The sequence below is a fragment of the Nonomuraea sp. NPDC052265 genome, from assembly GCF_044547985.1.
GTDB lineage: Bacteria > Actinomycetota > Actinomycetes > Streptosporangiales > Streptosporangiaceae > Nonomuraea.
The window spans coordinates 15,972-39,229 of the sequence record NZ_JBIUBJ010000018.1; the positions used below are offsets into that span (position 1 = coordinate 15,972).

Below are 23,258 nucleotides of genomic sequence, written 5' to 3' on the forward strand. Positions count from 1 at the left end.
TCAGCCGTCGGCCTTGCGGCTGAGGTGCTCCCAGGCGCGGTACTCCGCGCCGCGCGCCTCGTCCATCTGCTGGACGAGGTCGTAGGAGCGGCTGCCGACGATCAGCCGGCGCGGCGGCTCGGGCAGGTCCACCAGCTCCATGACGACGGGCGCGGCGTTGTCCGGCGGCGGGCCGGCGTCCTCGCCCCACATGGCGGCCAGCTCGGCCCGCAGCCCGTCGTAGACCGGGTCGGGATCGGTGGTCGTGGTGCCCAGCGTGAACAGGCCGGTGTCGTAGCCCCCCATCTGCAGGTTGGTGACCTTGACGCCGAACGGCTCGACCTCCATGGCCAGCGCCTGCGTGATCGAGTCGAGCGCCGACTTGCCCGCCGCGTACAGGCCGACCGAGGCGACGCCGCCGCCCGCGCCCATCGAGGTGACCTGGAGGATGTGCCCCGACCCCTGCGCCCGCAGGTACGGCACCACCGCCTGGGTGACCCAGATCGCGCCGAACAGGTTGACGTCGAAATGGGCCCTGATCTGCTCCTCCGTGGCCTCCTCCAGCATGCCGAGCAGCATGCCGCCGGCGTTGTTGACCACGACGTCGAGCCGGCCGAACGCGCCTGCCGCCTTCTCCACGCCCGCCCGCACCGCCGCGCGGTCGGAGACGTCGAGCGGCAGCCGCACCAGAGCGCCCGGGTGCCGGGTCTCCAGCTCGGCCAGCGGCCCGACGTCGCGGGCGGCGGCCACGACCCGGTCGCCCCGGTCCAGAGCCGCCTCCGTGAACGCCCGGCCCAGCCCCCGGGACGCACCCGTGATGAACCATACGCGCATGCGGTCTCGCCTCCCCATCGTTCAAGACGAGACGGTTCGTCTCGCCGTAGGTGCATCAGTGTGCCACCAGGGCCCGCCGACTTGTCAAGACGAACCGTATCGTCTCGCAGAGGGGGTATCATGGGCGGCGTGAAGAAGCCCGATCCCGCGCGCCGCAGCGAGCGCTCCCGGCAGGCGATCCTCCAGGCCGCCAGGGAGCTGGTGTCCGAGGTGGGATACGCCAAGGTCTCCGTGGAGGCGATCGCCGCGCGGGCCGGCGTCGGCAAGCAGACGATCTACCGGTGGTGGCGGTCCAAGGGGGCCGTGATCTTCGACTCCTTCCTCGCGCTGAGCGAGGGCGACCAGGGCGTGGTGCTGCCCGACACGGGCGACATCGAGGCCGATCTGAAGACCGTCATGCGGGCCACCGTGGCGGAGTTCGCCGACCCCGGCTTCCAGGCGCCGATCAGGGCGCTCAACCTGGAGATCGTCGGCGACCCCGAGCTGGCCGCCCAATACCGCGAGAAGCTGGCCGGCCCGGTCGACGAGGCCAAGAAGACCCGCCTGCGCAGCGCCCAGCAGGCTGGCCAGATCGCCGCCGACGCCGACCTCGACCTGGCGCTCGAACTGCTCTACGCCCCCCTCTACCAGCGCTGGCTGCTGCGCTCCGGCCCGCTCACCCCACAGTACGCCGACGCGCTGGTCGACCTGGCGCTCAAAGCGCTGCGTCCCTGAGCCTCACAGGGCCCGCAGCAGATCCGCCACGGCCTGGAGCACGGCGTCCCGCCGTTCCTCGTGCAGCCAGCCGTGGCCGGCGTCGTCCAGCACCCGGTGCTCGCCGCGCGGGAAGGAGGCCGCCAGCTCGGCGTGCAGGGCGAGCTTGCCGGCGTTGATCTCGCGCAGCACGTCCTCCGGCCAGAGCTGGGACTGGGTGGCGTCCGCCCCCATGGCCGACAGCACGATCACCGGCACGTCGGGGGGCGGCGGCGCGGTCCTGAACTCCTCGGCGACGGCGTCGTAGAGGTTGCGGCCCTCCAGCCAGCCGGTGCGCCAGGCGGTGAGGTGGTGGTCGACCAGGGCCTCGCGCACGCCGTCCGGCCAGGCGGCCAGGAGCCGGGCGACGGCCGGCCGGGCGGCTTCGAGCTGCTCCGGCGTCGGCTCCGGGAGCGGCCGGTCCAGCATCTGGTCGAGCATCTCGCGCGCCTGCCGCGGCGCGCGGGCGGCCATGTCCTCGTGGAAGGGATCGAGCAGCAGCAGCGCCGCGACGTCGCCGGGGAAGCGGCGGGCGTAGTGGCGGGCGTACGCGCCGCCCATGGAGTGGCCGGCCAGCACGTACGGGCCGCGCACGCCCGCCGCCGCCAGCGCCGCGCGCAGCTCGTCGGTCACCTCGGCGGCGGTGCGGGGCAGCTCGACCGGCTCGCTCCAGCCGGTGCCCGCGCGGTCGTAGAGCACGCTGGTCGTCAGCTCGGCGACGCGGTCGTGCACGTTGAGGTAGTCCAGGCCGACGGCGCCGGCTCCGGGCAGGAACACCACGGGCGGCCCATCGGCGCCCGAGCGGTGCAGCATGATCCGGCGGCCGGCGACGTCGTACAGGGTTCCCAGTGGCGGGGCGTCCAGGGCATGGTTGGTCATGATTCGTCCTTTCTCAGGTTTGAGAAAGGTAGCAGGTGTGAGATCGTACGTCCATGGACACGGTGGATCTGCTTCTGCACCCCGTACGGCTGCGCATCGTGCACGCCATGTCGGGCGGCCGCACGCTCACCACCTCCGACCTGTGCGACCTGCTGCCCGACGTGTCCAAGGCCACCGTCTACCGGCACGTCGGCCTGCTGGCCGAGAGCGGCCTGCTCGACGTGGAGGGCGAGCAGCGCGTACGCGGGGCCGTCGAGCGCCGATACCGGCTGCGCCCGGCGCGGGCGGCCATCGACGCCGAGACCGCCGCCTCGGCCTCGCCGGACGACCACCGCCGGGCGTTCGCCGTGGCCATGGCGACCCTGCTGGCCGAGTTCAACGCCTACCTCGACCGCGACCAGGCCGATCCGGCCGCCGACCTGGTCGGCTACCGGCAGCACGCGATCTGGCTCAGCCCCGACGAGCGTGCGGCGCTGATCGCCGACCTGCGCGCGGCGCTCCTGCCCAGGATCGGCAACCCGCCCGCGCCCGAGCGCACCCGCCACCTGGTCAGCCCGATCCTGTTCCCGGCCGAGGAGCCGCCCGGCTGAGACCGGGCCCCGCAGCGGCCCGCGGCGGCCCCGCAGTGGTGCTGCCGGGTCCGGGCGGTCGCTTCTATGCTGGGCCGATGCAGGTGGAGTTCAGCGGCGAGGTGTGGTTCTGGAGAGGGCCCGCGCCCTGGCATTTCGTCACCGTCCCCGACGAGGAGTGCCAGGACCTGGCGATGACCGCCGCCTCGGTCAGCTATGGCTGGGGCATGATCCCCGTCACCGCCCAGATCCGCGGGACCCGGTGGCGCACGTCGCTGTTCCCCAAGGACGGCCGCTACGTCGTGCCGGTCAAGGCGGGGGTGCGCACGGCCGAGGGGCTGGACGTGGGGGACGTGGTGACCGTCCGGCTGACCGTCGAGCCGTGAGACCGCCCTGCCGCGTCATCGTCCGCCGAACCGGGTCGTCCGCGTGAACTGGCCGCCTCGCCCGCGCTCGGCGTCCGCCAGAGCCCCGGCCGGCCGGGCACGTCCATGCGGCCGTCCTGGATCTCCAGGCGCTCGTCGACCAGCGGTTCGAGCCATTCGAAGGGACTGAACCGGACGCCCGCTGCCGCGAGATTCACGGGCCGCCCGATGACATTCGCATCTGTTCGCCGCCGGCCTCCGGGTGAAGGCTGATGCCCTCGACACCCCCGGAGGAAGGCGGCGACGGACACCTCGCCCGGCGAGCCGGCCGACCTCGACAAGCCGATCGGAGCCCGACCATGGCGAGACCCGTCGTGTCCGCGACCATGTCCCCCGACGGCCGGCACACCGCCCCCGACATCGGCTGCTTCGCCGAACGCCCGCCCGGCGGACCCGGCGACGTACTCCCGCGGTGCGCGGGCTGAGCCGCGACGGGAACCGAGAGCCGCCCTCATGGCCCTGCCGCTCACCGCCGTCAGGCCCCGGCTGCCCGACGGCGCCGCCGTCCGGCCCGCCCGCCTACCCTGGTCAGCCGGGGAACGTCGACGGGCGGTGGGCAGAGTGGCGGAGTTCTGGCGGTCCGACCGCGTCGTCCGGCTGGCACCGGTCGCCGCCGTCGTGTGCAGTTCCCTGCTGCCGCTGCTGCAGGTGACGCTGTCGTTCGGCTACGAGGGCAACGGCAGCGGCACCGGGCTGTGGAGCCTGGCCGCGACCGCCGCCTACCTCCCCCTGCACCTGCGCCACGTCTGGTACGCCGCCCACGCGCGCCGTCCACCGGCCGGATGCTGGACGTTCGCGGCCATGGCCGTCATCGTCCTCGGCGTGACGCCGCTGGCCGGGAACATGTGGCCGCGGGCGTACGCGGGGCTCGTGGTGTCGGCCGTGCTGGTGCTGCCGGGGCCGTGGTCGTACCTGTTCTCCGTGGCGCTGGTGGCGGCGGCCGCGCCGGTGGCGTTGCTGCTGGACCTGCCGTGGCGGTCGGCGTCGTGGCCGCCGTTCTCGGTGTTGTGCGGCGGCGGGGCGCTGCTGCTGCTCGTCTGGCTCGCCGCGGCGCTGACCCGGCTCCAGGCGGCCAGGGAGGAGCTGGCCCAGCAGGCGGTCGCGCAGGAACGGCGGCGCATCGACGACGACCTGCGCCGTACGCTCGGCGGCGCCCTGGAATCGATCGCCGCCCGCGGCGAACGCGCGGCGGCGGCCCTGACACCCGGCAGCACCCCGGACAGCAACCCGGACAGCGATCCAGGCAGCGACCCAGACAGCGACCCAGGGCTGGCCGAGGAGCTGGGGCGGCTCGCCGACGACTCACGGCGCACGCTGGCCGAGGCCAGGCGGCGGGTGCGCGGCTACCGGCAGCCGTCGCTGCGCGCCGAGCTGGAGACGGCCGCCACGCTGCTGTCGGCGGCGGGCGTGGCCACCCGCCTGGAGCTGCCCAGGCAGGGCGTCCCCGAGACGATCCCGCCGCGCCCACGCGCGGCCCTGCGCGCCACGGTGACCCGCCTGCTGCGCGCCGACGGCGTGCGCGCCTGCACGATCACCGCCACCGTCGAGGTCGGCCGGGTACTGCTGGAGGTCCGCGCCGACGACGTGGCCGAGACGATCGAGGTGCCGGCATGACCCCCCAGATCCCGCCGGCCTGGGTGCTGCGGCATCCGCACCGGCCGTTCGTCGCGCTGCACATCCCGCTGGCCGCCCAGGTGCCGGTCTACATCGGCATGGGTCAGGAGGGCCTGCCCGGTGACCCCGTGCTGGCGAGTGTGGGCGTCCTGGCGGCCCTCGCGCTCCAGCTCCGCCACAGCCTGGCCGCCTCCCGCGGGACGCGCCCGGCCGGCTGGCCCTGGACCCTGACGGCGCTCCTGCTGCTGGCGAACCTGCCCCTGTGGTGGCTCGCCACGCAGTGGGAGGCGGTGACCGTCTTCGCCCTGGCCTCGATCGTCATGCTGCTGCGCGGCCCGGTGCGGGCGGTGGCCGCCCTCGCGCAGGTCCTGCACCCGGCGGCGCTGGAGGTGACGCAGATGTTGCGGGACGGCTCCACCACGCTGCCGCACGCCCTCCTCCTGGCCGTCTACCCCGTGCTCGGCCTCACCGTGTTCGGCGGGGCGCTGGTCGCCGGCGCCCGCCTGGTGCTGCTGCTGGACGACCTGGAGGCCACCCGGGCCGAGCTGGCCGCCGCCGCGGTCGGCGAGGAACGGATCCGGGTCTCGCGCGACCTGCACGACCTGCTCGGCCAGAGCCTGTCGGCGATCTCCCTCAAGGGCGACCTGGCGCTGCGGCTGCTCGTCAAGGACGCCGGCGCGGCCCGTGCCGAGATCGAGAGCCTGACGGGCGTGGCCCGCGACGCCCTCAGGGACGTACGCGCGATCACCCGCGACGAGCTGGCCGTGTCGCTGCGCACCGAGATCGACGGCGCGGCGGCCCTGCTCGGCGCGGCCGGGGTCGACACCCGGCTGGACGTGGCCGCGCTGCCGCCCCTGTCCGGCCCCGCCCACGACGCGCTGGCGTGGGCCATCCGCGAGGGCACCACCAATCTGCTGCGCCACAGCGAGGCCAGGACCTGCGCCATCACCGTGGCCCGCGACGGCGGCGCGGTACGGTTGCAGATCGTCAACGACGGCGTGCGCGGCGTCGCGGTCCCGGGGTCGGGGCTCGCCGGGGTGGCCGAACGCGCCCGCGCGGCGTCCGGCTCGTCGTCCACCGCCGTCCACGACGGCCGTTTCCGGCTGTCGGTCGAGGTTCCCGAGGAAGGCCCGTGATCCGCGTACTGATCGCCGAGGACATGCACATGATCCGCTCGGCCCTGGTCGCCCTGCTCTCGCTGGAGGACGACATGGAGGTCGTCGCCGAGGTCGAGCGCGGCGACGAGGTGCTGGCCGCCGCCCTCCGGGTACGCCCGGACGTCGCGGTGCTGGACATCGACATGCCCGGCCTGGACGGCCTGTCGGCCGCCGAGCAGCTCTTCGAGCGGCTGCCCGACTGCCGCACGCTCGTGCTCACCGGGCTCAGCCAGCCGGGCAACCTGCTGCGCGCGCTGAAGGTGCACGTGAGGGGGTTCATCGTCAAGGACGCCCCCGCCCAGACCCTGACCGACGGCATCCGGCGCATCGCCCGCGGCGAACGGGTGATCGACCCCGAGCTGGTCGCCGCCGCGCTGGAGACCGGCAGCAGCCCGCTCACCACCCGGGAGACCGAGGTGCTGCGCGCCGCCGCGTCCGGCATCCGCACCGCGCAGATCGCCACCCAGCTCTCGTTGTCGCAGGCCACCGTGCGCAACTACCTGTCGAACGCGATCAGCAAGGTCGGCGGGCGCAACCGCATCGACGCCATCCGCATCTCCCGCGACGCCGGCTGGCTCTGAACAGCCAGGACGTCGCAGGCCCCCCGGTCCCGCTCAGACCGCGTAGTCCCTGAGCGGGACCGCGTCGTCGGCCTCGTCCGGCATGGGCTCGTCCGGCGAGCCGAAGAACCAGCGGGCCGCGGCCCGGCCGTGCCGCTGGTTGCGCTCGACGTAGTCGCGCATCCGGCGCTCGTAGGCGGCCAGTCCCGTGACGTGGTCGGGGGCCTCGGCCAGCTCGCCGGCCAGCACGTACGCGCCGATCAGGGCCTGCGAGGTGCCGCGGCCGGAGGTCGGCGCCGCGCAGTGGGCCGCGTCGCCCAGCAGCGTGACCCGGCCGTTCGTCCAGGTGTCCATCACGACCTGGGCGGAGGAGTCGAAGAAGAACTCCTCCGCCTCCCGCATGGCCGCCAGCAGCCGGGGCACCTCCCAGCCCGCTCCCGCGTAGTGCTCGGCCACGAGCCGTTCCTGCTGGGCGCGGTCGCGCCGGTCGTAGGCGAGGTCGTCGGCGGTGAACGACAGGCCGACGCGCAGTTCGCTGTCGCCGTGGGCGGTGAAGGCCAGGGCGCTGCGGCCGGGGGTGTTGTGCATCAGGCCCGCGTCCCGCAGGCCCAGGATGTTGCCGGTGGTGAACAGCGCGCCGTAGATGCCGAGGTCGCGCACGTAGCGCGCCTCGGGGCCGAAGGCGAGCGCGCGTACCTTCGAGTGCAGCCCGTCGGCGCCGACGACCAGGTCGAACGTGCGCGGCGCGGCCTTCTCGAACCGCACCCGCACCTCGGTCGCGTCCTGGTCGAGCGCGGTGACGGTGTCGTCGAACAGGTACTCGGCGGTGTCGCGGGTGGCCTCGTACAGCACGCTCGTGACGTCGGACTTGAGCACCTCCAGCTCGCCGGAGATCGCGGCGGCGGGCAGCACGGCGATCGCGTCGCCGGCCTCGTCGACCAGCGTCATGGAGGTCATCGTGGTCGCGTGCCGGCGCATCTCGGCCAGCAGGCCCATGCGCTCCAGGACGTCCAGGGCCGAGCCGCGGAAGTCGATGGCCGCGCCGCCGCCGCGCGGGGCCGGGGCGCGCTCGACGACGGTGACCTGGTGGCCGTGACGGTGCAGCCAGTGGGCCAGGGCGGGGCCGGCGACGCTGCCGCCGGAGATCAGGATCCGCATGGGAATGTCCTCTTCGTCGGTGAACGCTCCACACCGTACGCAGAGTTGGGCAAATGCGCAAGACGACTGTCTAAGGCGTCCGTGCTAGGCTTCCGGCCATGGGAAATCGGGAAGACCTGCTGGCCGGGGCGCGGCGTTGCCTGGAGGAGAGGGGCTGGGGGCGCACCACCGTCCGCGACATCGCCACGGCGTCCGGCGTGAGCATGGCGGCCATCGGCTACCACTTCGGCTCGCGCGAGGCGCTGCTCAACGCCGCCCTGATCGAGGCCATGGACGAGTGGGGCCACGAGGTCGGCGCCGCACTGTCGGCCCTGGACGGCGCGAACGACGCGGACGGCGCGAACGACGCCGACGACCCGTCCGCCGCGCGCTTCGAGGCGATGTGGGCGCAGCTGGTCCGCTCGATCAACGAGCACCGCACGCTGTGGCTGGCCAACCTGGAGGCGCTGGTCCAGGCGGAGCACTCGCCGGAGCTGCGCGAGCAGCTCGTGGCCGGTCAGCGCGAGGGGCGGCGGGGCATGGCCGCGCAGCTCACCGGCCGGCCGGAGGAGCAGCTCGCCGAGGACGAGGTGCGCGCCGTCGGCTCGGTGCAGCTCGCGCTGCTGCTGGGGGTGATGGCCCAGTGGCTCAACGACCCGCGGGCCGCGCCCTCGGCCGCCGACGTCGTCGAGGGGCTGCGGGCCATCACCAGCCGGTTCGGACTCGTCAGGTGAGGGAGTGGACGATCACCCGGGTGGCCTCGGCGATCAGCGCCTCCTCGGGCGGCGTGCCGTAGCCGGGGCGGTCGCTCATCACGGCCACCACCAGCGGGGCCCCGCCCGGCGGCCACACCACGGCGATGTCGTTGGCCCTGCCGTAGTCGCCGGTGCCGGTCTTGTGCGCCAGCTTCCAGCCCTTGGGCAGGCCGGCCCTGATCCGCGCCGTGCCGGTCGTCGTCCCCCGGAGCCACTCTTCGAGCAGCGCGCGCTTGGCCGGGGGCAGCACGTCGCCGAGCAGGATCTCCCGGTAGTCGGCGGCGATCGCGCGGGGGGTGGTGGTGTCGCGCGGGTTCTTCGGGCCCATCCTGTTGAGCTCGGGCTCGTAGTGGTCGACGCGGCTCACCGTGTCGCCCAGCCCGCGCAGGAAGGCGGTGAGCCGGGCCGGGCCGCCGATGTCGCGCATCAGCAGGTTGCCCGCGGTGCCGTCGCTGTAGCGGATGGCGGCGTCGCAGAGTTGCCGGACGGTCATGCCGTCCGCGACGTGGTGCTGGGTGATCGGTGAGAAGGAGTTGACGTCGGCTCCGGTGAAGGTGACGCGGTCGTCCAGGTGGCTGAGCGGTTTGCGGTGCAGGACCGCCGCCGCGGCCAGGGCCTTGAAGGTGGAGCAGAACGCGAAGCGCTCGTCGGCGCGGTGGGCCAGCGTGGTGCCGGTGCCGGTGTCCAGGGCGTACACGCCGAGGCGGGCGCCGTGCCTGCGTTCGAGCGCGGCCAGGCGGACGTCCGCGGTCGGCCGCGCGCTGGGCGTGACCGCCGCCGGAGAGGCGGCGGCTGAGGACGCGGGCGGGGAGGCGGCGGAAGGCGACGCGGGCGGCTCGGCCGCGCGGCGGACGCCGGTGCCGCAGGCCGCCAGCGGCAACAGGGCCGTCACCCTCAGCAGGGCACGCCGCGATTGCTCGTAGGACATTCGGTGGTACCTGCTTCCCCCGGCCGGTCGATCTTCCCGGTGACCACTCTAGGCCGCGCGCCGCCGATCACCCGTGCTCCGCGCGCGCAAGGCCGTCTTTGCCGCCATCCTCACCCTCGCCGCCAGGACGCCGGCGCTGGAGATCGGTGGGCTGACCAAGAGATTCGGTGACAAGGTCGCCGTCGAGCCGACCGACTCGTCCCGCTCGGCCGGGCGATGTACGGCCTGGGCCTTTGGGTCGTCGAGCCGCGACCGTCCCACTGAGGTTTTGACACCTCCTATGGCTAACCGCTATCTATTGGCTAACCGTCAGGGGGGAGGCCGTGCAGGACGCGGTGCTGGCGATGCTCGCCAAGGAACCGGCGCACGGCTACGACCTGCGCGCCCGCCTGCGGCGCACTCTCGGCCCGCTGGGCGGGTCGATGAACCCCGGCCAGATCTACGTGACCCTGGCCAGGCTGGAGAAGGCCGGGCTCGTCGTCTGCGAACGGGCCGACGGCCTCCCCGAGCGGCCCGACCGCAAGGTCTACGCGCTGACCCCCGACGGCCAGCGGCGGGTGGCCGCCTGGCTGGCCGAGGTGGGCTGGCCGAAACCGGACCTGGCGGAGTTCCATCTCAAGCTCGCCGCAGCCGCCGCGGCCCGGCTCGCCGACCCGGTCGAGCTGGTGGCGGCCCAGCGCCGCGAGCTGCTGCGCCGCCTGCGCGAGGTCCAGCGGGCGGCGCTGGCCGAGCCGGCCGGATCACCCGCCGGCCTGCTGCTGGAAGGGGTCGTGCTGCGGTTGCAGGCCGACCTGCGCTGGCTGGACGCCTGCGAGCGCTCCTGGTCCCGGCGCGACGACGAATTCGAGGGCGCATGAACGCGATACGGGCCCGCGGCCTGGTGCGGACGCACGGTCAGGGACAGAGCCGGGTCCACGCGGTGGACGAGGTCGACCTTGAGGTGCCCCAGGGGCAGACCCTGGCGGTGATGGGCCCCAGCGGCTGCGGGAAGTCCACCCTGCTGCACCTGCTGGGCGGCCTGGAGCGGCCGACCGGCGGAGAGGTGTGGCTGGCCGGGCGGCGCATCGACACGATGAGCGAGCGGGCCCTGTCCCGCATGCGCCGCCGGTCCGTCGGGTTCGTCTTCCAGGCGTTCCACCTGATGGAGGAGCTGTCGGCGGCCGAGAACGTCGAGCTGCCCGCGCTGCCTGGTGCTGGCCGACCTGCGGCGGCATCGGGCCCAGGCCCTGATGCTGCTGCTCGCGGTGACCGTGGCCACCGCCACGATGGCCCTGGGCCTGTCCCTGGGCGATGCGAGCCGGTCGATGTACGAGCAGACCCGCGCGGCCACCGCCGGGCCGGACGTGGTGGCGCTGTCCGGCGACACGGGCCGCGCCGTGACCTCGGCCCTGACCGCGCTGGCCGGCGACCCCGCCGTGGTCGCCCACCACGGCCCCTACCGCATCGTCTACGCCGACCTCACCACGAGTGCTTCGGCGTCGTCCCGGGTGGTGGTGCACGGCTTCGCCGAGCGGCCCGGCGCGGTCAACCGGCCGCTGGTGACCTCGGGCCGGTGGGTGCGTCCCGGCGGCACCGTCCTGGAACGCGGCTTCGCCGCCGCCCTGGGCGTCGGCGTCGGCGACCGCGTCACCATCGCCGGCCGGTCGTACCCGGTCGTCGGGATCGCCGCCACCGCGGCCACCTCGATCTACCCCTGGGCGGCGCAGATCGGCCCCGGCGGCGGCCCCAGCGACTCCGGCGGCCTGGCCTGGATGACCAGTTCGGAGGCTCGGACGCTGGCCTCGTCCCGGCGTCTCCCGGTGACCACGGCCATCGACCTCAAGCTGCGCGACCCCGCCGCGACCGAGGCGTTCCGCGAGGCGCACCGCGACCCGGACGTCAGGGTCGACTTCCACTCCTGGCAGTTCATGGCCGGGCAGGACACCGTCATCCTCAAGGACAGCCGGCCGATCCTGGTGGTCGGGAGCTGGCTGCTCAGCCTCCTGGCCGTCACCGGGGTGGCGGCGCTGGCCGCGGGACGCGCCGCCGAGCAGACGCGCCGGGCCGGGCTGCTCAAGGCCGCCGGAGCCGGGCCCGGGCTGATCGCCACCGTCCTGCTCACCGAATACCTGGCGCTGGGACTGGCCGGCGACGCGCTGGGGCTGACGATCGCCCGACTGGCCGCGCCCGGCCTGGCCAGCCCCACGGCCAGCCGGATCGGCGACGCGGCCGAGCTCGGCGGCACTCCCGTCGTCACCGCGACCGTCCTGGCCGTGGCGGTGGCGGTGCTGTCCACGCTGCGCCCCACATTGCGGGCCATGCGGACGGCGACCGTCACGGCGCTGTCCGCGGCCGCGCGCCCGCCGCGTCACCGGCCCTGGGTCACCGCGCTGTCGGCGCTGCTGCCCACGCCGCTCCTGCTCGGCCTGCGGCTGACCGCCCGCAGGCCCGGCCGGGCCGTGCTCCAGGCGTGCTCCACCGCCACCACGGTGATCGCGATCGTCGCCCTGCTCACCCTCCACGTCCAGCCCGAGCGGGGCTACGGCCTGCTCTCGCTCTTCGCGGCCGGCAACGCGGTGGCGGCCCCCACCTCCTGGCTGGTCGGCGCCGCGTCGGCCGCCCTCCTGGCGACCACGGCGCTCACCGCCCTGCCCGCGCGGCTGGCCGCCCGACGGCCCGTGGCCCAGGCCCTCAGCGCCGAGACGGCGTGACGCCGCGAGAAACCCGGTGGACGGGCTTCGTGATCTTGGATTAGGGTGGGGCGCGTGTCCGGTCCCGAGGCGTCAAGACGCTAGCCACCGATCGTCGGTGGCTTCTCGTGATGTCATGCGGCAGCGCCGTCGCTGAGACCGCGCGCCCTCCCGTCACCGGAGCACCTTCGCACGGACCGATTCCTCCCGGACGTTCCGCCACCGTCGTGGCGTCGAACCCGGGGCTTTTCCACTCGCGGTAGCGCCCGCGCCCCGCTGTGCCGCCGGCGCGCCGCGTTCCTTCGTGCTGCTTCTTGGAGTTCCGCTCGTGCCTTTCGCCATCTACGTTCTCGGGCTGGCCGTGTTCGCCCAGGGAACGTCGGAGTTCATGCTGTCCGGGCTGGTCCCGGCCATCGCCGCCGACCTGGGCGTGTCCGTCCCGGCCGCCGGCGCGCTGACGTCCGCGTTCGCCGCGGGCATGGTCGTCGGGGCGCCGCTCATGGCGCTGCTCAGCCTGCGCTGGCCGCGCCGGCGGGCCCTGCTCGTCTTCCTCGTCGCGTTCGTGCTCGTGCACGTCGCGGGCGCGCTCACCGCCGACTTCGCCGTGCTGCTGGTGACCCGGGTCCTCGGGGCGCTGGCCAACGCCGGTTTCCTCGCCGTGGGCCTGGCCACGGCGGCCGGCATGGTCGCGCCGGACGCCAGGGGACGGGCCACGTCCGTCCTGCTCGGCGGGATCACGCTGGCGTGCGTCGCCGGGGTGCCCGCCGGGGCCGTGCTCGGCCAGGCGTTCGGCTGGCGGTCGGCGTTCTGGGCGGTGGCCCTGGTCTCGCTGCCGGCCGTGCTCGCCGTCGTGCGCTCGGTGCCGGGCGGCGGGCAGGAGAGCGCCCGTCCCCGCGCCCGGCACGAGCTGCGGGCGCTGCGCGAGCCGCGCCTGCTGGTCGCGCTGGCGCTGGGCGCGCTGGTCAACGCCGCCACCTTCTGCACCTTCACCTACCTGTCGCCGCTGGTCACCGAGGTGAGCGGCTTCTCCGCGGGATGGGTGCCGGTGCTGCTGGCGCTGTTCGGGCTGGGGTCGTTCGCCGGGGTGACCGCCGCCGGACGGCTGTCGGACACGCGGCCGGCGCTGGTCCTCGTCGCGGGCGGGCTCGCCCTGCCGGCCGGGTGGGCGCTCTTCGCGTACGCGGCGGGCCATCCGGTCGCGGCGTTCGTGCTCGTCCTCGTCCAGGGGGCGCTGTCCTTCGCGGTCGGCTCGACCCTGATCGCCCGCGTCCTGTACGCGGCGGCCGCGGCGCCCTCGCTCGGCGGCTCCTTCGCCACCGCGGCGCTCAACGTCGGGGCCACCGCCGGCCCGGCCCTCGGCGGCGCGGCCATCGCCGCCGGGCTCGGCTACCGGTCCGCGCCGTGGGTCAGCGCCCTGCTGGTGGTCGCGGCCCTCGCCGTGGCGGCCCTGGCCCACAGGTCGTCCGCGAGCGTCACGCCGCGCTGACCGAGAGGGGAAGATGGTCCGGCGGCGGTGACCGGCGCGGTCGCCGGGTCTGCTCTCGTGGATGCGAGGGCACACCCGGCGACCGTGTCGCTGTTGCGTAGCCAGACCGGGCTTCAGGGTGGAATATGCGGAAGGTAGGGTGTGGGCTTGTGACGACGTTTCGGATCAGCGAGGCCGCGGCGCTGCTCGGGGTCAGCTCCGACACCGTCCGCCGGTGGGTCGACGCGGGCCGGCTGGCGGCCGGGCGCGACGAGCACGGCCACCGGCGCGTCGACGGCGCCGATCTGGCGGCCTTCGCCCGTTCGCAGATCGAGACCGACGGCGAGGGCGGGCGCTCCTCGGCGCGCAACCGCTTCCGCGGGATCGTGACCGAGGTGATCCGCGACGCGGTGATGGCCCAGGTGGAGATCGCCGCCGGGCCGTTCCGGGTGGTGTCGCTGATGAGCCGCCAGGCGGCCGACGAGCTGGGCCTGGAGGTGGGGGTGGTGGCGGTCGCCGTGATCAAGTCCACCAACGTCGTCGTGGAGATCCCGGGTCACGAACGCGTGGCCAGTCAGGTGTGAGGAGCCCCCCTTGATGTTCAGGCGTCTTTCCCGATGGGCGATCGCCCTGCCCGTCGCCTTCACGTTGACGGGCCTGGCCGGCTGCGGCTCCGGCGCGCCGGCCACGTCCGCCTCCTCGGCCCCCGCGGCGTCCGCCGGCGGGGGTGCCGAGGAGGTGACGGTGTTCGCGGCCGCGTCGCTGACCGGGACGTTCACCGAGCTCGGCAAGAGCTTCGAGAGCGCTCACCCGGGCACGACGGTGAAGTTCAACTTCGGCTCCAGCGCCACCCTGGCCCAGCAGATCGTCCAGGGCGCCCCGGCCGACGTGTTCGCCGCGGCCAGCCCGGCCACCATGAAGACGGTCACCGACGCCTCCCTCGCCGCCGCGCCGACCACCTTCGTCCGCAACAAGCTGCAGATCGCGGTGCCGGCCGACAACCCCGCCAAGGTCGACGAGCTGAAGGACCTGGCCGACCCCCAGGTGAAGGTGGCGCTCTGCGCCGAGCAGGTGCCGTGCGGCGCCGCCGCGGTCAAGGCGCTCGGCGCGGCCGGTCTCAAGGTCGAGCCGGTGACGCTGGAGCAGGACGTCAAGGCCACGCTGACCAAGGTGCGACTGGGCGAGGTGGACGCCGCGCTGGTCTACCGGACCGACGTGATCGCCTCCGGCGGCAAGGTGACCGGCATCGACTTCCCCGAGGCCGGCCAGGCGATCAACGACTACCCGATCGCGACCCTGACCAAGGCGCCGGCCGGTGACCTGGCCAAGCGGTTCGTCGACCTGGTGCTGTCCCGGCAGGGCAAGGACGTGCTGGCCAAGGCCGGCTTCGAGGCCCCGTGACCCCTCCGCCCGGACGGCCCGTCCCGGCGGACCCGCGCGGCGGGCCCGCCGCGCGTCCGGCCACGGGCCGTGAGATCTCGGGGCGGGCGCCGTGGATGCTGGTCGTGCCCGCGCTGGCGGGGCTGGCCTTCCTGGTGCTGCCGCTGGCCGGGCTGCTGATCCGCGCCCCCTGGCCCACGTTGCTCCAGCGGCTGGCCGAGCCGCACGTGCTGGAGGCGCTGCGGCTGTCGCTGTTCTGCGCGACCGTCGCCACGGCCTGCTGCCTGCTGCTCGGCGTGCCGCTGGCCTGGCTGCTGGCCCGGGTGTCGTTCCCGGGGCGGCGGCTGGTGCGCGCGCTGGTCACCGTGCCGCTGGTGCTGCCGCCGGTGGTCGGCGGCGTGGCGCTGCTGCTGGTGCTGGGCCGGCGCGGCCTGGCCGGGCAGTGGCTGGCGTCCGCCTTCGGCATCACGCTGCCGTTCACGACGGCGGGGGTGATCGTCGCCGAGGCGTTCGTCGCGATGCCCTTCCTGGTGATCAGCGTGGAGGGCGCGCTGCGCGGCGCCGACCAGCGTTTCGAGGAGGCCGCCGCGACGCTCGGCGCCTCCCGCTGGACGGTGTTCCGGCGCGTGACGCTGCCCATGGTCATGCCGGGCGTGGTGGCCGGGGCCGTGTTGTGCTGGGCGCGGGCATTGGGCGAGTTCGGGGCGACGATCACGTTCGCCGGGAACTTCCCCGGCACGACCCGTACGATGCCGCTGGCCGTCTACCTGGCGCTGGAGACCGAGCCGGAGGCGGCGATCGTGCTCAGCCTGGTGCTGCTGGCCGTCTCGGTGGTCATCCTGGCCAGCCTGCGCGACCGGTGGGTGAGCGCGCCATGACCCTCGACGCCCGGCTGGTCGTCACCCGGCCCGCCTTCACCCTCGACCTCTCCCTGCGGGTCGCCGCCGGCGAGGTGGTGGCGCTGCTCGGCCCCAACGGCGCGGGCAAGACCACCGCCCTGCGCGCCCTGGCCGGGCTCACCCCGATGAGCGGCGGGCGGATCAGCCTGCGCGGCGCGCCGCTGCACACGTTGCCCGCCGAGGACCGTCCGATCGGCATGGTCTTCCAGGACTACCTGCTCTTCCCCCACCTGTCGGCCCTCGACAACGTCGCCTTCGGGCCGCGCTGCCAGGGCGTGCCCAAGGCCGAGGCCCGCCGGATCGCCGCCGCGCTGCTGGAGCGCGTCGGCCTGGCCGCGCACGCCGCCGCCAGACCGCGGCGGCTGTCAGGCGGTCAGGCGCAGCGGGTCGCGCTCGCCCGCGCGCTGGCCGTACGGCCCGAGCTGCTGCTGCTGGACGAGCCGCTGGCCGCGCTCGACGCCCACACCCGGCTGGAGATCCGCTCCCAGCTCCGCCGCCACCTGGCCGACTTCGACGGCGCGACCGTGCTGGTCACCCACGATCCGCTCGACGCGATGGTGCTGGCCGACCGGCTGATCGTCATCGAGGGCGGCACGGTCGTCCAGGAGGGCTCGCCGGCCGAGGTCGCCCGCCATCCGCGCACCGACTACGTGGCCCGGCTGGTCGGGCTCAACCTCTATCGCGGCGTGGCCGACGGCACCGGGGTCAAGGTCGGCGAGGTGCTGCTGCACGCGTCCGAGGAGGTCGACGGGCCCGCGTTCGCGGCCTTTCCGCCGGCCGCCGTGGCGCTGTACCGCAGCCGTCCCGACGGCAGCCCGCGCAACCTCTGGCAGGCCCGGATCGAGGGCATCGAACGGCACGGCGACAACGTACGCGTGCACCTCGACGGCCCCCTCACCGCCTTCGCCGACATCACCCCCGCCGCCGTCGCCGACCTGGACCTGACCCCCGGCCAGCAGATCTGGGCCTCGGTCAAGGCCACCGAGACGCACGCCTACCCCGCCTGAACGACCTCCGAGCAGCACGCCGCCCCCGGCTACTCATGGTCGTCCCGACCCATAACCGGCCATCCACGCAGACCCTGATCCCGGTGACGCCGCTGACGTGCCGGCGAGGTCGCCCCAGGACAGCACCGCGCGGTGACCGTCGCGGCCCACACGTCGACGAGCAGCGGCCCGGCGAAAGTCAGGTGGGCGAAGTCTCTCGCATCCTCAGGCGTCGTTCGCGTCCGGGGAGGGTTCGGCGTAGGTGATCTCCTCGATGGCGGCCACGTCGGCGAAGCCCGCGATCGTCAGGACGGGTTCGAGCAGCGGGTTGGCGACGAGCCGGATCCGCGAGGCGTGCGTGAACAGGACGGTCAGGCCCGCGCTGTCCAGGTACTCCACCCCGCTCAGGTCGACGAGCACCATGCCCTCGCCGGTCCCGGCCAGCGCCTCCTCCAGCGCCCCGGCGTTGCTCATGTCGATCTCGCCGGTCGCGGCGACGACCAGGGTGCCGTCGGGACGCGTCGAGGCCGCCAGGGTCAGAGGGGTGGTCATGAGCTGATCCTCGCATGCATGTCGACGGTGGTACCGGCCGCGCCGGGTTGGATGCTGACCTCGTTCATCAGGGCGCGCATGAGCGCCACGCCCCGGCCCCGGTGCGGGTTCGCCTCGGGCTCCGGAGGCTTCCAGTGGCCGGTGTCGGCGACGGTCAGGCGCAGGTCGCCCGGGGTCGCGACGGCCCGCAGGCGGATCGTCCGGCCGGGCGCGTCGCGGTGGCCGTGCTCGATCGCGTTGGCGCACGCCTCCCCCGCCGCCACCAGCACGTTCTGCACCAGCGAGGGGGTGAGCTGGCAGCGGGCCAGCCACTCCCGCAGGGCCGAGCGGACCGGGGCGAGCTGGCTCGACTCGGCGGGGAAGTCCACCTCCAGCGGGGCGGGCTGGCGGTAGAGCAGCAGCGCGACGTCGTCGTTGAAGCCGCCGTCCGGGGTGAGGGAGGACATGAGGTCGCTGGCCAGCTCCTCGATCGGGGTGGAACGCCCGACCTGGACGGCGGTGCTGGCCTCGCCGATGCCGGCGGTCAGCGGACGCCGCCGCCGTTCGACGAGCCCGTCGGTGTAGAGCAGGAGCGTGGAGCGGGCCGGCATGGTGCAGCCGGCCTCCGTGCGCCCGCGCGCGGACCGTACGCCCAGCGGGGTCGAGCGGCCGCCCTCCAGCAGCTCGGTCGTGCCGTCGGCGTGGGCCAGGATGCCGGGGGGATGGCCGGCGCTGGAGTAGGCGAGGTCGCCGGTGGCGGTGTCCAGGACGCCGCAGAAGACGGTGGTGCACCTGGCGCCCGGGATGAGGGCGGCGAAGCGGTCGAGCGCGGCGAACACCTGGGCGGGCCCGGCGTCCTGGAGCAGCAGGGCCCGGCAGGCGCTGCGCAGCTGTCCCATGACGGCCGCCGCCTCCAGCCCGCGCCCCACGCAGTCGCCGACGACGATCCCGATGCGCTCCTCCGACAGCGGCAGGATGTCGTACCAGTCGCCGCCGACCTCCAGGGGGCGGGTGGCCGGCTCGTAGCGCACGGCGAAGCCGCTGGGCAGCCGGGACGGCCCGAGGATGGCGCGCTGGAGCGCGACGGCCGCCTCGCGCTGCTGGTCGAGGTGGTGCACCCGGTGCAGGCCCTGGCCCAGGTGGCCGGCCAGCAGCGCCAGCAGGGTCTGGTCCTCGTGGGTGAACGGCCGGTTCTGGCCCAGGTCGATCCAGACGGCCAGCAGGCCCTCGGGGTGTTCCAGGGTGATGCCGGCCCCGTCCGACTCGGAGGCGACCGCCCGCAGGGGCGGCTGCTCGCGCAGGCCCGTGAGCTTGGCGCGCACCTGTTCCGGCAGGTCCTGCCAGCCTGCGCCGATCGGGTCGCGTGCGCCGTCCTCGTCCCAGACGACGGCCGCGACCTGCCGGGCGTGCCAGACCTCCTGGAGCGCGTCCAGGCCGCCGGCCAGGGCGTCGTTCAGGTTGTCGGCCTGCGCGACCCGCACGCTGAGCGCGGCCAGCGCGCTCTCGCGCTGCACGAGGTGGTGCTCGGCGGTCACGTCGCGCAGGGTGCCCACGGCGCGGCGCCGGCGGGTGTCGGGGTCGGTGACCGCGTTGAACGTGACCGCGACCCACACCTGGTGCCCGTCGCGGTGGGTGACGGGGATGACCGCGCGGCCCCTGCCCTCGCCGACGAGCCGGCCGAACACCTCGGCGACCAGGGCGTGGGCCTGCGGGTCGCTCTCCTCGTCCGGCCACCAGGGATGCCGGGGGGTGTAGGGCAGGCCCTCCGGGCCGAAGCCGAGGATGTCGGTGAACGCGGAGTTGATCTCGATCACCGCGCCGTCCTCGTCGGTGACGAAGAACGCCTCCTGCAAGGAGTCGATCATGGCGTTGCGCCAGCGGGCGTGGTGGTTGCGCATCCGCGCCAGCTCCACGTTGGCCCGCGCCCGCGCCAGCAGCTCGGCGGCCGAGAACGGCTTGACCAGGTAGTCGTCCGCGCCCGCCGCCAGGCCCTCGATCGAGGCCTCCTGCCCGGCGCGGGCCGACAGCAGCAGCACGGGCACCCCCGCGGTACGCGGATCGGCCCGCAACGCCGCGACCAGGGCCAGGCCGTCCAGGCGCGGCATCATCACGTCGCTGACCACGAGGTCGGGCCCGTCGGCGTGCACGGCGTCCAGCGCCTGGAGGCCGTCGCTGACGGCGGTGACCTGGTAGCCGGCGCTCTTGAGCAGCCGGACCAGGTACTCGCGCATGTCCCTGTTGTCGTCGGCGATCAGCACCCGGGCCGGCGTGCCGCCGCTCAGCCCCGGCGCGCCGCCGCCGTCCGCCGAGACGTCGGAGGAGGACGTCCCCGCGGCGGTGTCGTCCTCGGGCAGCCAGCGCAGCGCCTCCTGCACGAACGGCTCGGCGCCGGCCGAGACCGCCTCCGCCGGACGGGCCGGCACCAGGCTCCCCACGGGGAGATGGTCGGCGCCGAAGGGCAGCCGGATGGTGAACGTCGTGCCCTCGTCCTCGGCGCTCTCGGCGGTGATGGTGCCGCCGTGCAGGCCGACGAGCTCCTGGACGAGGGCCAGCCCGATGCCGCTGCCCTCGTTGGAGCGCGAGCGGGCGCTCTCGATCCGGTGGAAGCGTTCGAACAGGCGCGGCAGCTCCTCGGCCGGGACGCCGATGCCCGTGTCGGAGACGGTCACCACGGCCCGGCCGTCCCGCACGCCCACCCGGACGGCGATCGAGCCGTCGAAGGTGAACTTCAGCGCGTTGCTGAGCAGGTTGAGCACGACCTTCTCCCACATGGGCCGGTCGATGTAGACCGGCTCGTCCAGCGGTGGGCAGTCCACCTCGAACGACAGGCCGGCCTTGTCGATCGCCGAGCGGAAGACGCTGGCCAGGTCGGCGGTCACCGCCGCCAGGTCGACCGGCTCGTAGCGGGCCTGCATGCGGCCGGCCTCGATCCGGGAGAAGTCGAGCAGCGTGTTGACCAGCCGGCCCAGCCGCAGGGCGTTGCGGTGGACGACCTCCAGGTCCTGACGCACCTCGGGGGCGGCCCCGGCCAGGGTGTTCCGCAGCTCCCGGACCGGGCCCATGATCAGGGTGAGCGGGGTGCGGAACTCGTGGCTGATGTTGGAGAAGAACACGGTCTTCGCCCGGTCGAGCTCGGCCAGCTCCTCGGCCCGCCGCTGCTGGGCCTGGTAGCTGCGGGCCGAGGAGATGCCGGTGGCGACGTGCCCGGCGGCCAGCTCGATGAACCCGCGGTACGCGTCGTCCAGATGGCGGTAGCGGTTGAGCGCGGCGACCACGAACCCGTACGGCATGCCTCCCTGTTGCAGCAGCGGCACCACCAGCGCCCGCGTGGGCGGCTCCGACCAGTTCCCCGGCGGCAGCCCGGCGAAGGGCGCCGCGTCGAGCGCCACGAGCGTGGTCTCGCCGCGGGCCGCGGCCTGCGCCGGCCAGACCGCGTCCGGGTCGCCGGGCGTGAGGGTGGCCGGGGCGGCCGGATGCCCGGCGGGCAGCCCCGTCGCCCCTGCCAGCCGCGCCCGTCCGTCGCCGCCGAACAGGTAGGTCAGGGTGAAGGGCAGGTCCCGGAGGTTGCGGCCGAGCTGGCGGCAGGCGAAGGCCAGCATCTCCTGCTCGGTGCGGACCACGCTGGGGTCGGAGCCGAGGTCGCGCAGGGTGGCCATGCGGCGTTCGCCGATGATGCGCTCGGTCTCCTCGCTGACCACGCAGAGCATGCCGACCACCGAGCCGTGGTCGTCGCGCAGCGGGCTGTAGGAGAAGGTGTGGTACGTCTCCTCCGGGTAGCCGGCCCGCTCCAGGAACAGCAGCAGCGCCTCGTCCCAGGTCGCCTTCCCGGTGGACAGGACGGCGTCGATCCGCGGGCCGATGTCGTCCCAGATCTCCGCCCACACCTCGCCGGCCGGCCGGCCCAGCGCCCACGGGTACTTCTGGCCCAGCGTGTCGCGGCGGTAGGCGGCGTTGCAGAAGAACGTCAGCTCCGGCCCCCACGCCATCCACATGGAGAACCGGGACGACAGCAGGATGCTCACCGCCGTCTGGAGGCTCTGCGGCCAGTGCTCCGGGCGGCCCAGCGGGGTCGCCTCCCAGTCGACCGCGGCCAGGTCGCGGCCGACCTCGTCGTCCACGGTGAAGATCCCGGCACCGGACGCCGCCGCCGGCTCCTGCCCACCGTGGTCGTCGCGTGCCATCTGGACCCCCTCCTCGTTCACTGCGAGCGAGCCCACCCGCCCTGCCCGAGATGACGCCTTCGATGCAGAGGACCGGCAGGTCAGGTATCACCTCGACCGTAGGTAGAATAGGGCAAATCACTCCGGGGGTCGGGCCTCCGCCCCTGCTCGGCGCGCGTGCCGGCGGAGCGAGCGGAAGGAGCCGGACGTCAGCACCGCCGACCACATGTACCGCCCGGCGGCCCTCCAGCGGCACGAACTCCTCGCCGTACCGGGCCGGGCGACGCTGGACCGGGTGGCCTCGCCGGCGGCGCGGATGTTCCACGCGCCCATCGCCACCGTGACGTTCGCCGACGACGAGGGGGTCAGCCGCGTGGCCGCTCACGGCACGTCGGCGTGGCGGACGACACCGCGGTGCTCGCCCTGTCCGTCCCCGCCCGCTCGACGGGCGTCTCTCCTGAGGAGCCCCAGTGCAGCACGACCACGGTCTGACCATCACCTCCCGGCCGCATTCCGCGCGCATCCGCATCCTGGCGGTGGCCGGCGACCTCGACCACCACACGTCCCCCCGCCTGCGCGAGGCCCTGGACGAGCTCGGCCTCGCGCCGGGCGACGGCCTGGTGATCGAGATGTCGGGGTTGCGGTTCTGCGACTCCACCGGCATCTCCGTGCTGGTCAGCGCGCACCAGCGGGCTCAGGACGCGGGCGCCCGCCTGACGCTGGCCGGGCTCAGCCCCGACATCGAGCACGCGTTCAAGATCATGGGACTGACCCGCCTGCTCTCCTTCCACGAGAACACCGACAAGGCCATCGCCGCGCTGCAGTGAGGCGAAGGCGCTAGCTGGTCGCCCGCCAGGTGAGCGACAGGCCGGTGGCGGCGCGTTCGGTACGGATCTCCATCATGGTGCCCAGGATGGTGGCATGGTCGGACACGACCGGGACGCCGTCCGGCAGGTAGGTGATCCGGGTGCTGACCAGCACGGCGCTGCCCTCGGCCTCGTGCAGGCGGCGCGCGGCGGCCGGATCGAGCAGGCCGGGCCGGACCACCTCCGACGCCCGCGCGACCGCCACCCCCACGTCGGCGAGCGCCGCGTAGAGGGAGACGGCGGTGAAGTCGCGGTCGCGGATCCGGTCGGCCACCGGCCGGCGCACCCAGGACACCTGGTGCACGGCGGGACGCCCGGCGAACTCCCGGACCCGCTCCAGCCGCAGGGCCGTCTCGCCCGGAGGCAGCCGCAGCTCCGCGGCGATCCGGTCGGGGGCCCGGCGCATCGCCCGCCCGGCCACCACGGTCCGCACGTCATGACCCTGTTCCCGCAGGTCGTCGGCCAGGCTGCGGAGCGAGCCGAGCTGGTAGGCCAGGTGCGGCGGAGCCACGTACGTGCCCTTGCCGGGCCGTTGCACGATCAGCCGCTCGTCGCTGAGCTCGCGCAACGCCTGGCGCAGCGTCATGAGAGTGACCCCGTAGGAGGCGCTCAGCTCCCGTTGCGGTGGAAGCGCCTGGCCGGGGGCGTAATGGCCCGACCGGATCTTCGCGGCGAGGTCGGCGGCGATGGCGCGGTATCTCGCCTCGTGCCCGGCATCGGAGGTCATCGTGGT

Annotated in this window: 23 protein-coding genes and 1 pseudogene; 17 read left to right on the plus strand and 7 right to left on the minus strand. The window is 74.4% G+C overall.

Features of this window, described 5'->3' with window-relative positions; all coding sequences use genetic code 11:
• Positions 1 to 813, minus strand: a complete 813-nt coding sequence (locus tag ACIHAD_RS37030; RefSeq protein ID WP_397359387.1) for an SDR family NAD(P)-dependent oxidoreductase — start codon at positions 811 to 813, stop codon at positions 1 to 3.
• A gap of 120 nt (positions 814 to 933) precedes the next feature.
• Here ACIHAD_RS37030 and ACIHAD_RS37035 point away from each other — a divergent pair, with 120 nt between their 5' ends.
• A complete protein-coding gene (locus ACIHAD_RS37035) occupies positions 934 to 1,527 on the plus strand; it encodes a TetR/AcrR family transcriptional regulator (RefSeq protein ID WP_397359388.1) in 594 nt (197 codons plus the stop codon).
• A gap of 3 nt (positions 1,528 to 1,530) precedes the next feature.
• On the opposite strand, the gene ACIHAD_RS37040 is transcribed toward ACIHAD_RS37035, so the two are convergent.
• Entirely contained in the window at positions 1,531 to 2,424 is an 894-nt protein-coding gene (locus ACIHAD_RS37040) for an alpha/beta fold hydrolase (RefSeq protein ID WP_397359389.1), read from the minus strand.
• Between the two features lie 53 nt (positions 2,425 to 2,477).
• Here ACIHAD_RS37040 and ACIHAD_RS37045 point away from each other — a divergent pair, with 53 nt between their 5' ends.
• From ACIHAD_RS37045 to ACIHAD_RS37070, 6 genes are all read left to right on the plus strand, one after another.
• Positions 2,478 to 3,014 carry a helix-turn-helix domain-containing protein gene (locus ACIHAD_RS37045; protein WP_397359390.1) on the plus strand — a complete coding sequence of 179 codons (537 nt, stop codon included), beginning with the start codon at positions 2,478 to 2,480 and terminating at the stop codon, positions 3,012 to 3,014.
• 77 nt (positions 3,015 to 3,091) lie between these two features.
• Positions 3,092 to 3,379 (plus strand): DUF1905 domain-containing protein, encoded by a 288-nt coding sequence (locus ACIHAD_RS37050; protein ID WP_397359391.1) that lies wholly within the window; start codon positions 3,092 to 3,094, stop codon positions 3,377 to 3,379.
• Positions 3,380 to 3,717: 338 nt separating this feature from the next.
• Positions 3,718 to 3,843, plus strand: coding sequence for a hypothetical protein (locus tag ACIHAD_RS37055; protein ID WP_397359392.1), 126 nt, complete (start codon positions 3,718 to 3,720; stop codon positions 3,841 to 3,843).
• A gap of 28 nt (positions 3,844 to 3,871) precedes the next feature.
• Entirely contained in the window at positions 3,872 to 5,032 is a 1,161-nt protein-coding gene (locus tag ACIHAD_RS37060) for a hypothetical protein (protein ID WP_397359393.1), read from the plus strand.
• Positions 5,029 to 6,168: a sensor histidine kinase gene (locus ACIHAD_RS37065; RefSeq protein WP_397359394.1), complete on the plus strand. Its 1,140-nt coding sequence runs from the start codon at positions 5,029 to 5,031 to the stop codon at positions 6,166 to 6,168. Before ACIHAD_RS37060 ends, ACIHAD_RS37065 begins: the two co-directional genes overlap by 4 nt.
• Positions 6,165 to 6,770, plus strand: a complete 606-nt coding sequence (locus ACIHAD_RS37070) for a DNA-binding response regulator (protein ID WP_397359395.1) — start codon at positions 6,165 to 6,167, stop codon at positions 6,768 to 6,770. Before ACIHAD_RS37065 ends, ACIHAD_RS37070 begins: the two co-directional genes overlap by 4 nt.
• A gap of 33 nt (positions 6,771 to 6,803) precedes the next feature.
• Here the strand turns inward: ACIHAD_RS37070 and ACIHAD_RS37075 are convergent, their stop codons facing one another.
• Positions 6,804 to 7,907 (minus strand): FAD-dependent monooxygenase, encoded by a 1,104-nt coding sequence (locus ACIHAD_RS37075; RefSeq protein WP_397359396.1) that lies wholly within the window; start codon positions 7,905 to 7,907, stop codon positions 6,804 to 6,806.
• Positions 7,908 to 8,005: 98 nt separating this feature from the next.
• On the opposite strand from ACIHAD_RS37075, the gene ACIHAD_RS37080 reads away from it, so the two are divergent.
• Positions 8,006 to 8,620, plus strand: a complete 615-nt coding sequence (locus ACIHAD_RS37080; RefSeq protein WP_397359397.1) for a TetR/AcrR family transcriptional regulator — start codon at positions 8,006 to 8,008, stop codon at positions 8,618 to 8,620.
• Here ACIHAD_RS37080 and bla read toward each other — a convergent pair.
• Positions 8,613 to 9,569, minus strand: a complete 957-nt coding sequence (bla, locus tag ACIHAD_RS37085; RefSeq protein ID WP_397359398.1) for a class A beta-lactamase — start codon at positions 9,567 to 9,569, stop codon at positions 8,613 to 8,615. The genes ACIHAD_RS37080 and bla overlap by 8 nt on opposite strands.
• A gap of 323 nt (positions 9,570 to 9,892) precedes the next feature.
• Between bla and ACIHAD_RS37090 the strand changes: the two genes are divergently transcribed.
• The 8 genes and pseudogenes from ACIHAD_RS37090 (at position 9,893) to ACIHAD_RS37125 (ending at position 16,989) form a co-directional block, all read left to right on the plus strand.
• A complete protein-coding gene (locus ACIHAD_RS37090; protein WP_397359399.1) occupies positions 9,893 to 10,426 on the plus strand; it encodes a PadR family transcriptional regulator in 534 nt (177 codons plus the stop codon).
• 110 nt (positions 10,427 to 10,536) lie between these two features.
• Positions 10,537 to 10,710, plus strand: a pseudogene (locus tag ACIHAD_RS37095) (ATP-binding cassette domain-containing protein); the annotation flags it as partial.
• 49 nt (positions 10,711 to 10,759) lie between these two features.
• On the plus strand, positions 10,760 to 12,259 hold the full coding sequence (locus ACIHAD_RS37100; protein WP_397359401.1) for an ABC transporter permease: 1,500 nt from the start codon (positions 10,760 to 10,762) through the stop codon (positions 12,257 to 12,259).
• Positions 12,260 to 12,566: 307 nt separating this feature from the next.
• On the plus strand, positions 12,567 to 13,724 hold the full coding sequence (locus ACIHAD_RS37105) for a Cmx/CmrA family chloramphenicol efflux MFS transporter (RefSeq protein ID WP_397359402.1): 1,158 nt from the start codon (positions 12,567 to 12,569) through the stop codon (positions 13,722 to 13,724).
• Positions 13,725 to 13,873: 149 nt separating this feature from the next.
• Positions 13,874 to 14,287, plus strand: coding sequence for a molybdopterin-binding protein (locus ACIHAD_RS37110; protein ID WP_397359404.1), 414 nt, complete (start codon positions 13,874 to 13,876; stop codon positions 14,285 to 14,287).
• Between the two features lie 13 nt (positions 14,288 to 14,300).
• A complete protein-coding gene (gene modA / locus ACIHAD_RS37115) occupies positions 14,301 to 15,104 on the plus strand; it encodes a molybdate ABC transporter substrate-binding protein (protein WP_397359405.1) in 804 nt (267 codons plus the stop codon).
• 95 nt (positions 15,105 to 15,199) lie between these two features.
• Positions 15,200 to 15,961 (plus strand): ABC transporter permease, encoded by a 762-nt coding sequence (locus ACIHAD_RS37120; RefSeq protein ID WP_397359556.1) that lies wholly within the window; start codon positions 15,200 to 15,202, stop codon positions 15,959 to 15,961.
• Entirely contained in the window at positions 15,958 to 16,989 is a 1,032-nt protein-coding gene (locus tag ACIHAD_RS37125) for an ABC transporter ATP-binding protein (protein ID WP_397359557.1), read from the plus strand. Before ACIHAD_RS37120 ends, ACIHAD_RS37125 begins: the two co-directional genes overlap by 4 nt.
• Before the next feature lie 204 nt (positions 16,990 to 17,193).
• Here ACIHAD_RS37125 and ACIHAD_RS37130 read toward each other — a convergent pair whose 3' ends face one another.
• Entirely contained in the window at positions 17,194 to 17,520 is a 327-nt protein-coding gene (locus ACIHAD_RS37130) for an STAS domain-containing protein (protein ID WP_397359406.1), read from the minus strand.
• Positions 17,517 to 21,680: a SpoIIE family protein phosphatase gene (locus tag ACIHAD_RS37135; protein ID WP_397359407.1), complete on the minus strand. Its 4,164-nt coding sequence runs from the start codon at positions 21,678 to 21,680 to the stop codon at positions 17,517 to 17,519. Before ACIHAD_RS37135 ends, ACIHAD_RS37130 begins: the two co-directional genes overlap by 4 nt.
• Before the next feature lie 449 nt (positions 21,681 to 22,129).
• On the opposite strand from ACIHAD_RS37135, the gene ACIHAD_RS37140 reads away from it, so the two are divergent.
• Entirely contained in the window at positions 22,130 to 22,486 is a 357-nt protein-coding gene (locus ACIHAD_RS37140; RefSeq protein WP_397359408.1) for an STAS domain-containing protein, read from the plus strand.
• 10 nt (positions 22,487 to 22,496) lie between these two features.
• Here the strand turns inward: ACIHAD_RS37140 and ACIHAD_RS37145 are convergent, their stop codons facing one another.
• Complete coding sequence (locus tag ACIHAD_RS37145) at positions 22,497 to 23,252, minus strand: GntR family transcriptional regulator (protein ID WP_397359409.1); 756 nt, start codon at positions 23,250 to 23,252, stop codon at positions 22,497 to 22,499.
• Positions 23,253 to 23,258: the final 6 nt, after the last annotated feature.

Excerpts from the sequence above, each read along its gene's own strand:
- ACIHAD_RS37125 (WP_397359557.1), top strand. The coding sequence starts at position 15,958 with ATGACCCTCGACGCCCGGCTGGTCGTCACCCGGCCCGCCTTCACCCTC.
- ACIHAD_RS37120 (WP_397359556.1), top strand. The coding sequence starts at position 15,200 with ATGCTGGTCGTGCCCGCGCTGGCGGGGCTGGCCTTCCTGGTGCTGCCG.
- ACIHAD_RS37040 (WP_397359389.1), bottom strand. The coding sequence starts at position 2,424 with ATGACCAACCATGCCCTGGACGCCCCGCCACTGGGAACCCTGTACGAC.
- bla (WP_397359398.1), bottom strand. The coding sequence starts at position 9,569 with ATGTCCTACGAGCAATCGCGGCGTGCCCTGCTGAGGGTGACGGCCCTG.
- ACIHAD_RS37035 (WP_397359388.1), top strand. The coding sequence starts at position 934 with ATGGGCGGCGTGAAGAAGCCCGATCCCGCGCGCCGCAGCGAGCGCTCC.
- ACIHAD_RS37060 (WP_397359393.1), top strand. The coding sequence starts at position 3,872 with ATGGCCCTGCCGCTCACCGCCGTCAGGCCCCGGCTGCCCGACGGCGCC.
- ACIHAD_RS37130 (WP_397359406.1), bottom strand. The coding sequence starts at position 17,520 with ATGACCACCCCTCTGACCCTGGCGGCCTCGACGCGTCCCGACGGCACC.
- ACIHAD_RS37080 (WP_397359397.1), top strand. The coding sequence starts at position 8,006 with ATGGGAAATCGGGAAGACCTGCTGGCCGGGGCGCGGCGTTGCCTGGAG.
- ACIHAD_RS37075 (WP_397359396.1), bottom strand. The coding sequence starts at position 7,907 with ATGCGGATCCTGATCTCCGGCGGCAGCGTCGCCGGCCCCGCCCTGGCC.
- ACIHAD_RS37045 (WP_397359390.1), top strand. The coding sequence starts at position 2,478 with ATGGACACGGTGGATCTGCTTCTGCACCCCGTACGGCTGCGCATCGTG.
- ACIHAD_RS37145 (WP_397359409.1), bottom strand. The coding sequence starts at position 23,252 with ATGACCTCCGATGCCGGGCACGAGGCGAGATACCGCGCCATCGCCGCC.
- modA (WP_397359405.1), top strand. The coding sequence starts at position 14,301 with ATGTTCAGGCGTCTTTCCCGATGGGCGATCGCCCTGCCCGTCGCCTTC.
- ACIHAD_RS37050 (WP_397359391.1), top strand. The coding sequence starts at position 3,092 with ATGCAGGTGGAGTTCAGCGGCGAGGTGTGGTTCTGGAGAGGGCCCGCG.
- ACIHAD_RS37055 (WP_397359392.1), top strand. The coding sequence starts at position 3,718 with ATGGCGAGACCCGTCGTGTCCGCGACCATGTCCCCCGACGGCCGGCAC.
- ACIHAD_RS37065 (WP_397359394.1), top strand. The coding sequence starts at position 5,029 with ATGACCCCCCAGATCCCGCCGGCCTGGGTGCTGCGGCATCCGCACCGG.
- ACIHAD_RS37135 (WP_397359407.1), bottom strand. The coding sequence starts at position 21,680 with ATGGCACGCGACGACCACGGTGGGCAGGAGCCGGCGGCGGCGTCCGGT.
- ACIHAD_RS37030 (WP_397359387.1), bottom strand. The coding sequence starts at position 813 with ATGCGCGTATGGTTCATCACGGGTGCGTCCCGGGGGCTGGGCCGGGCG.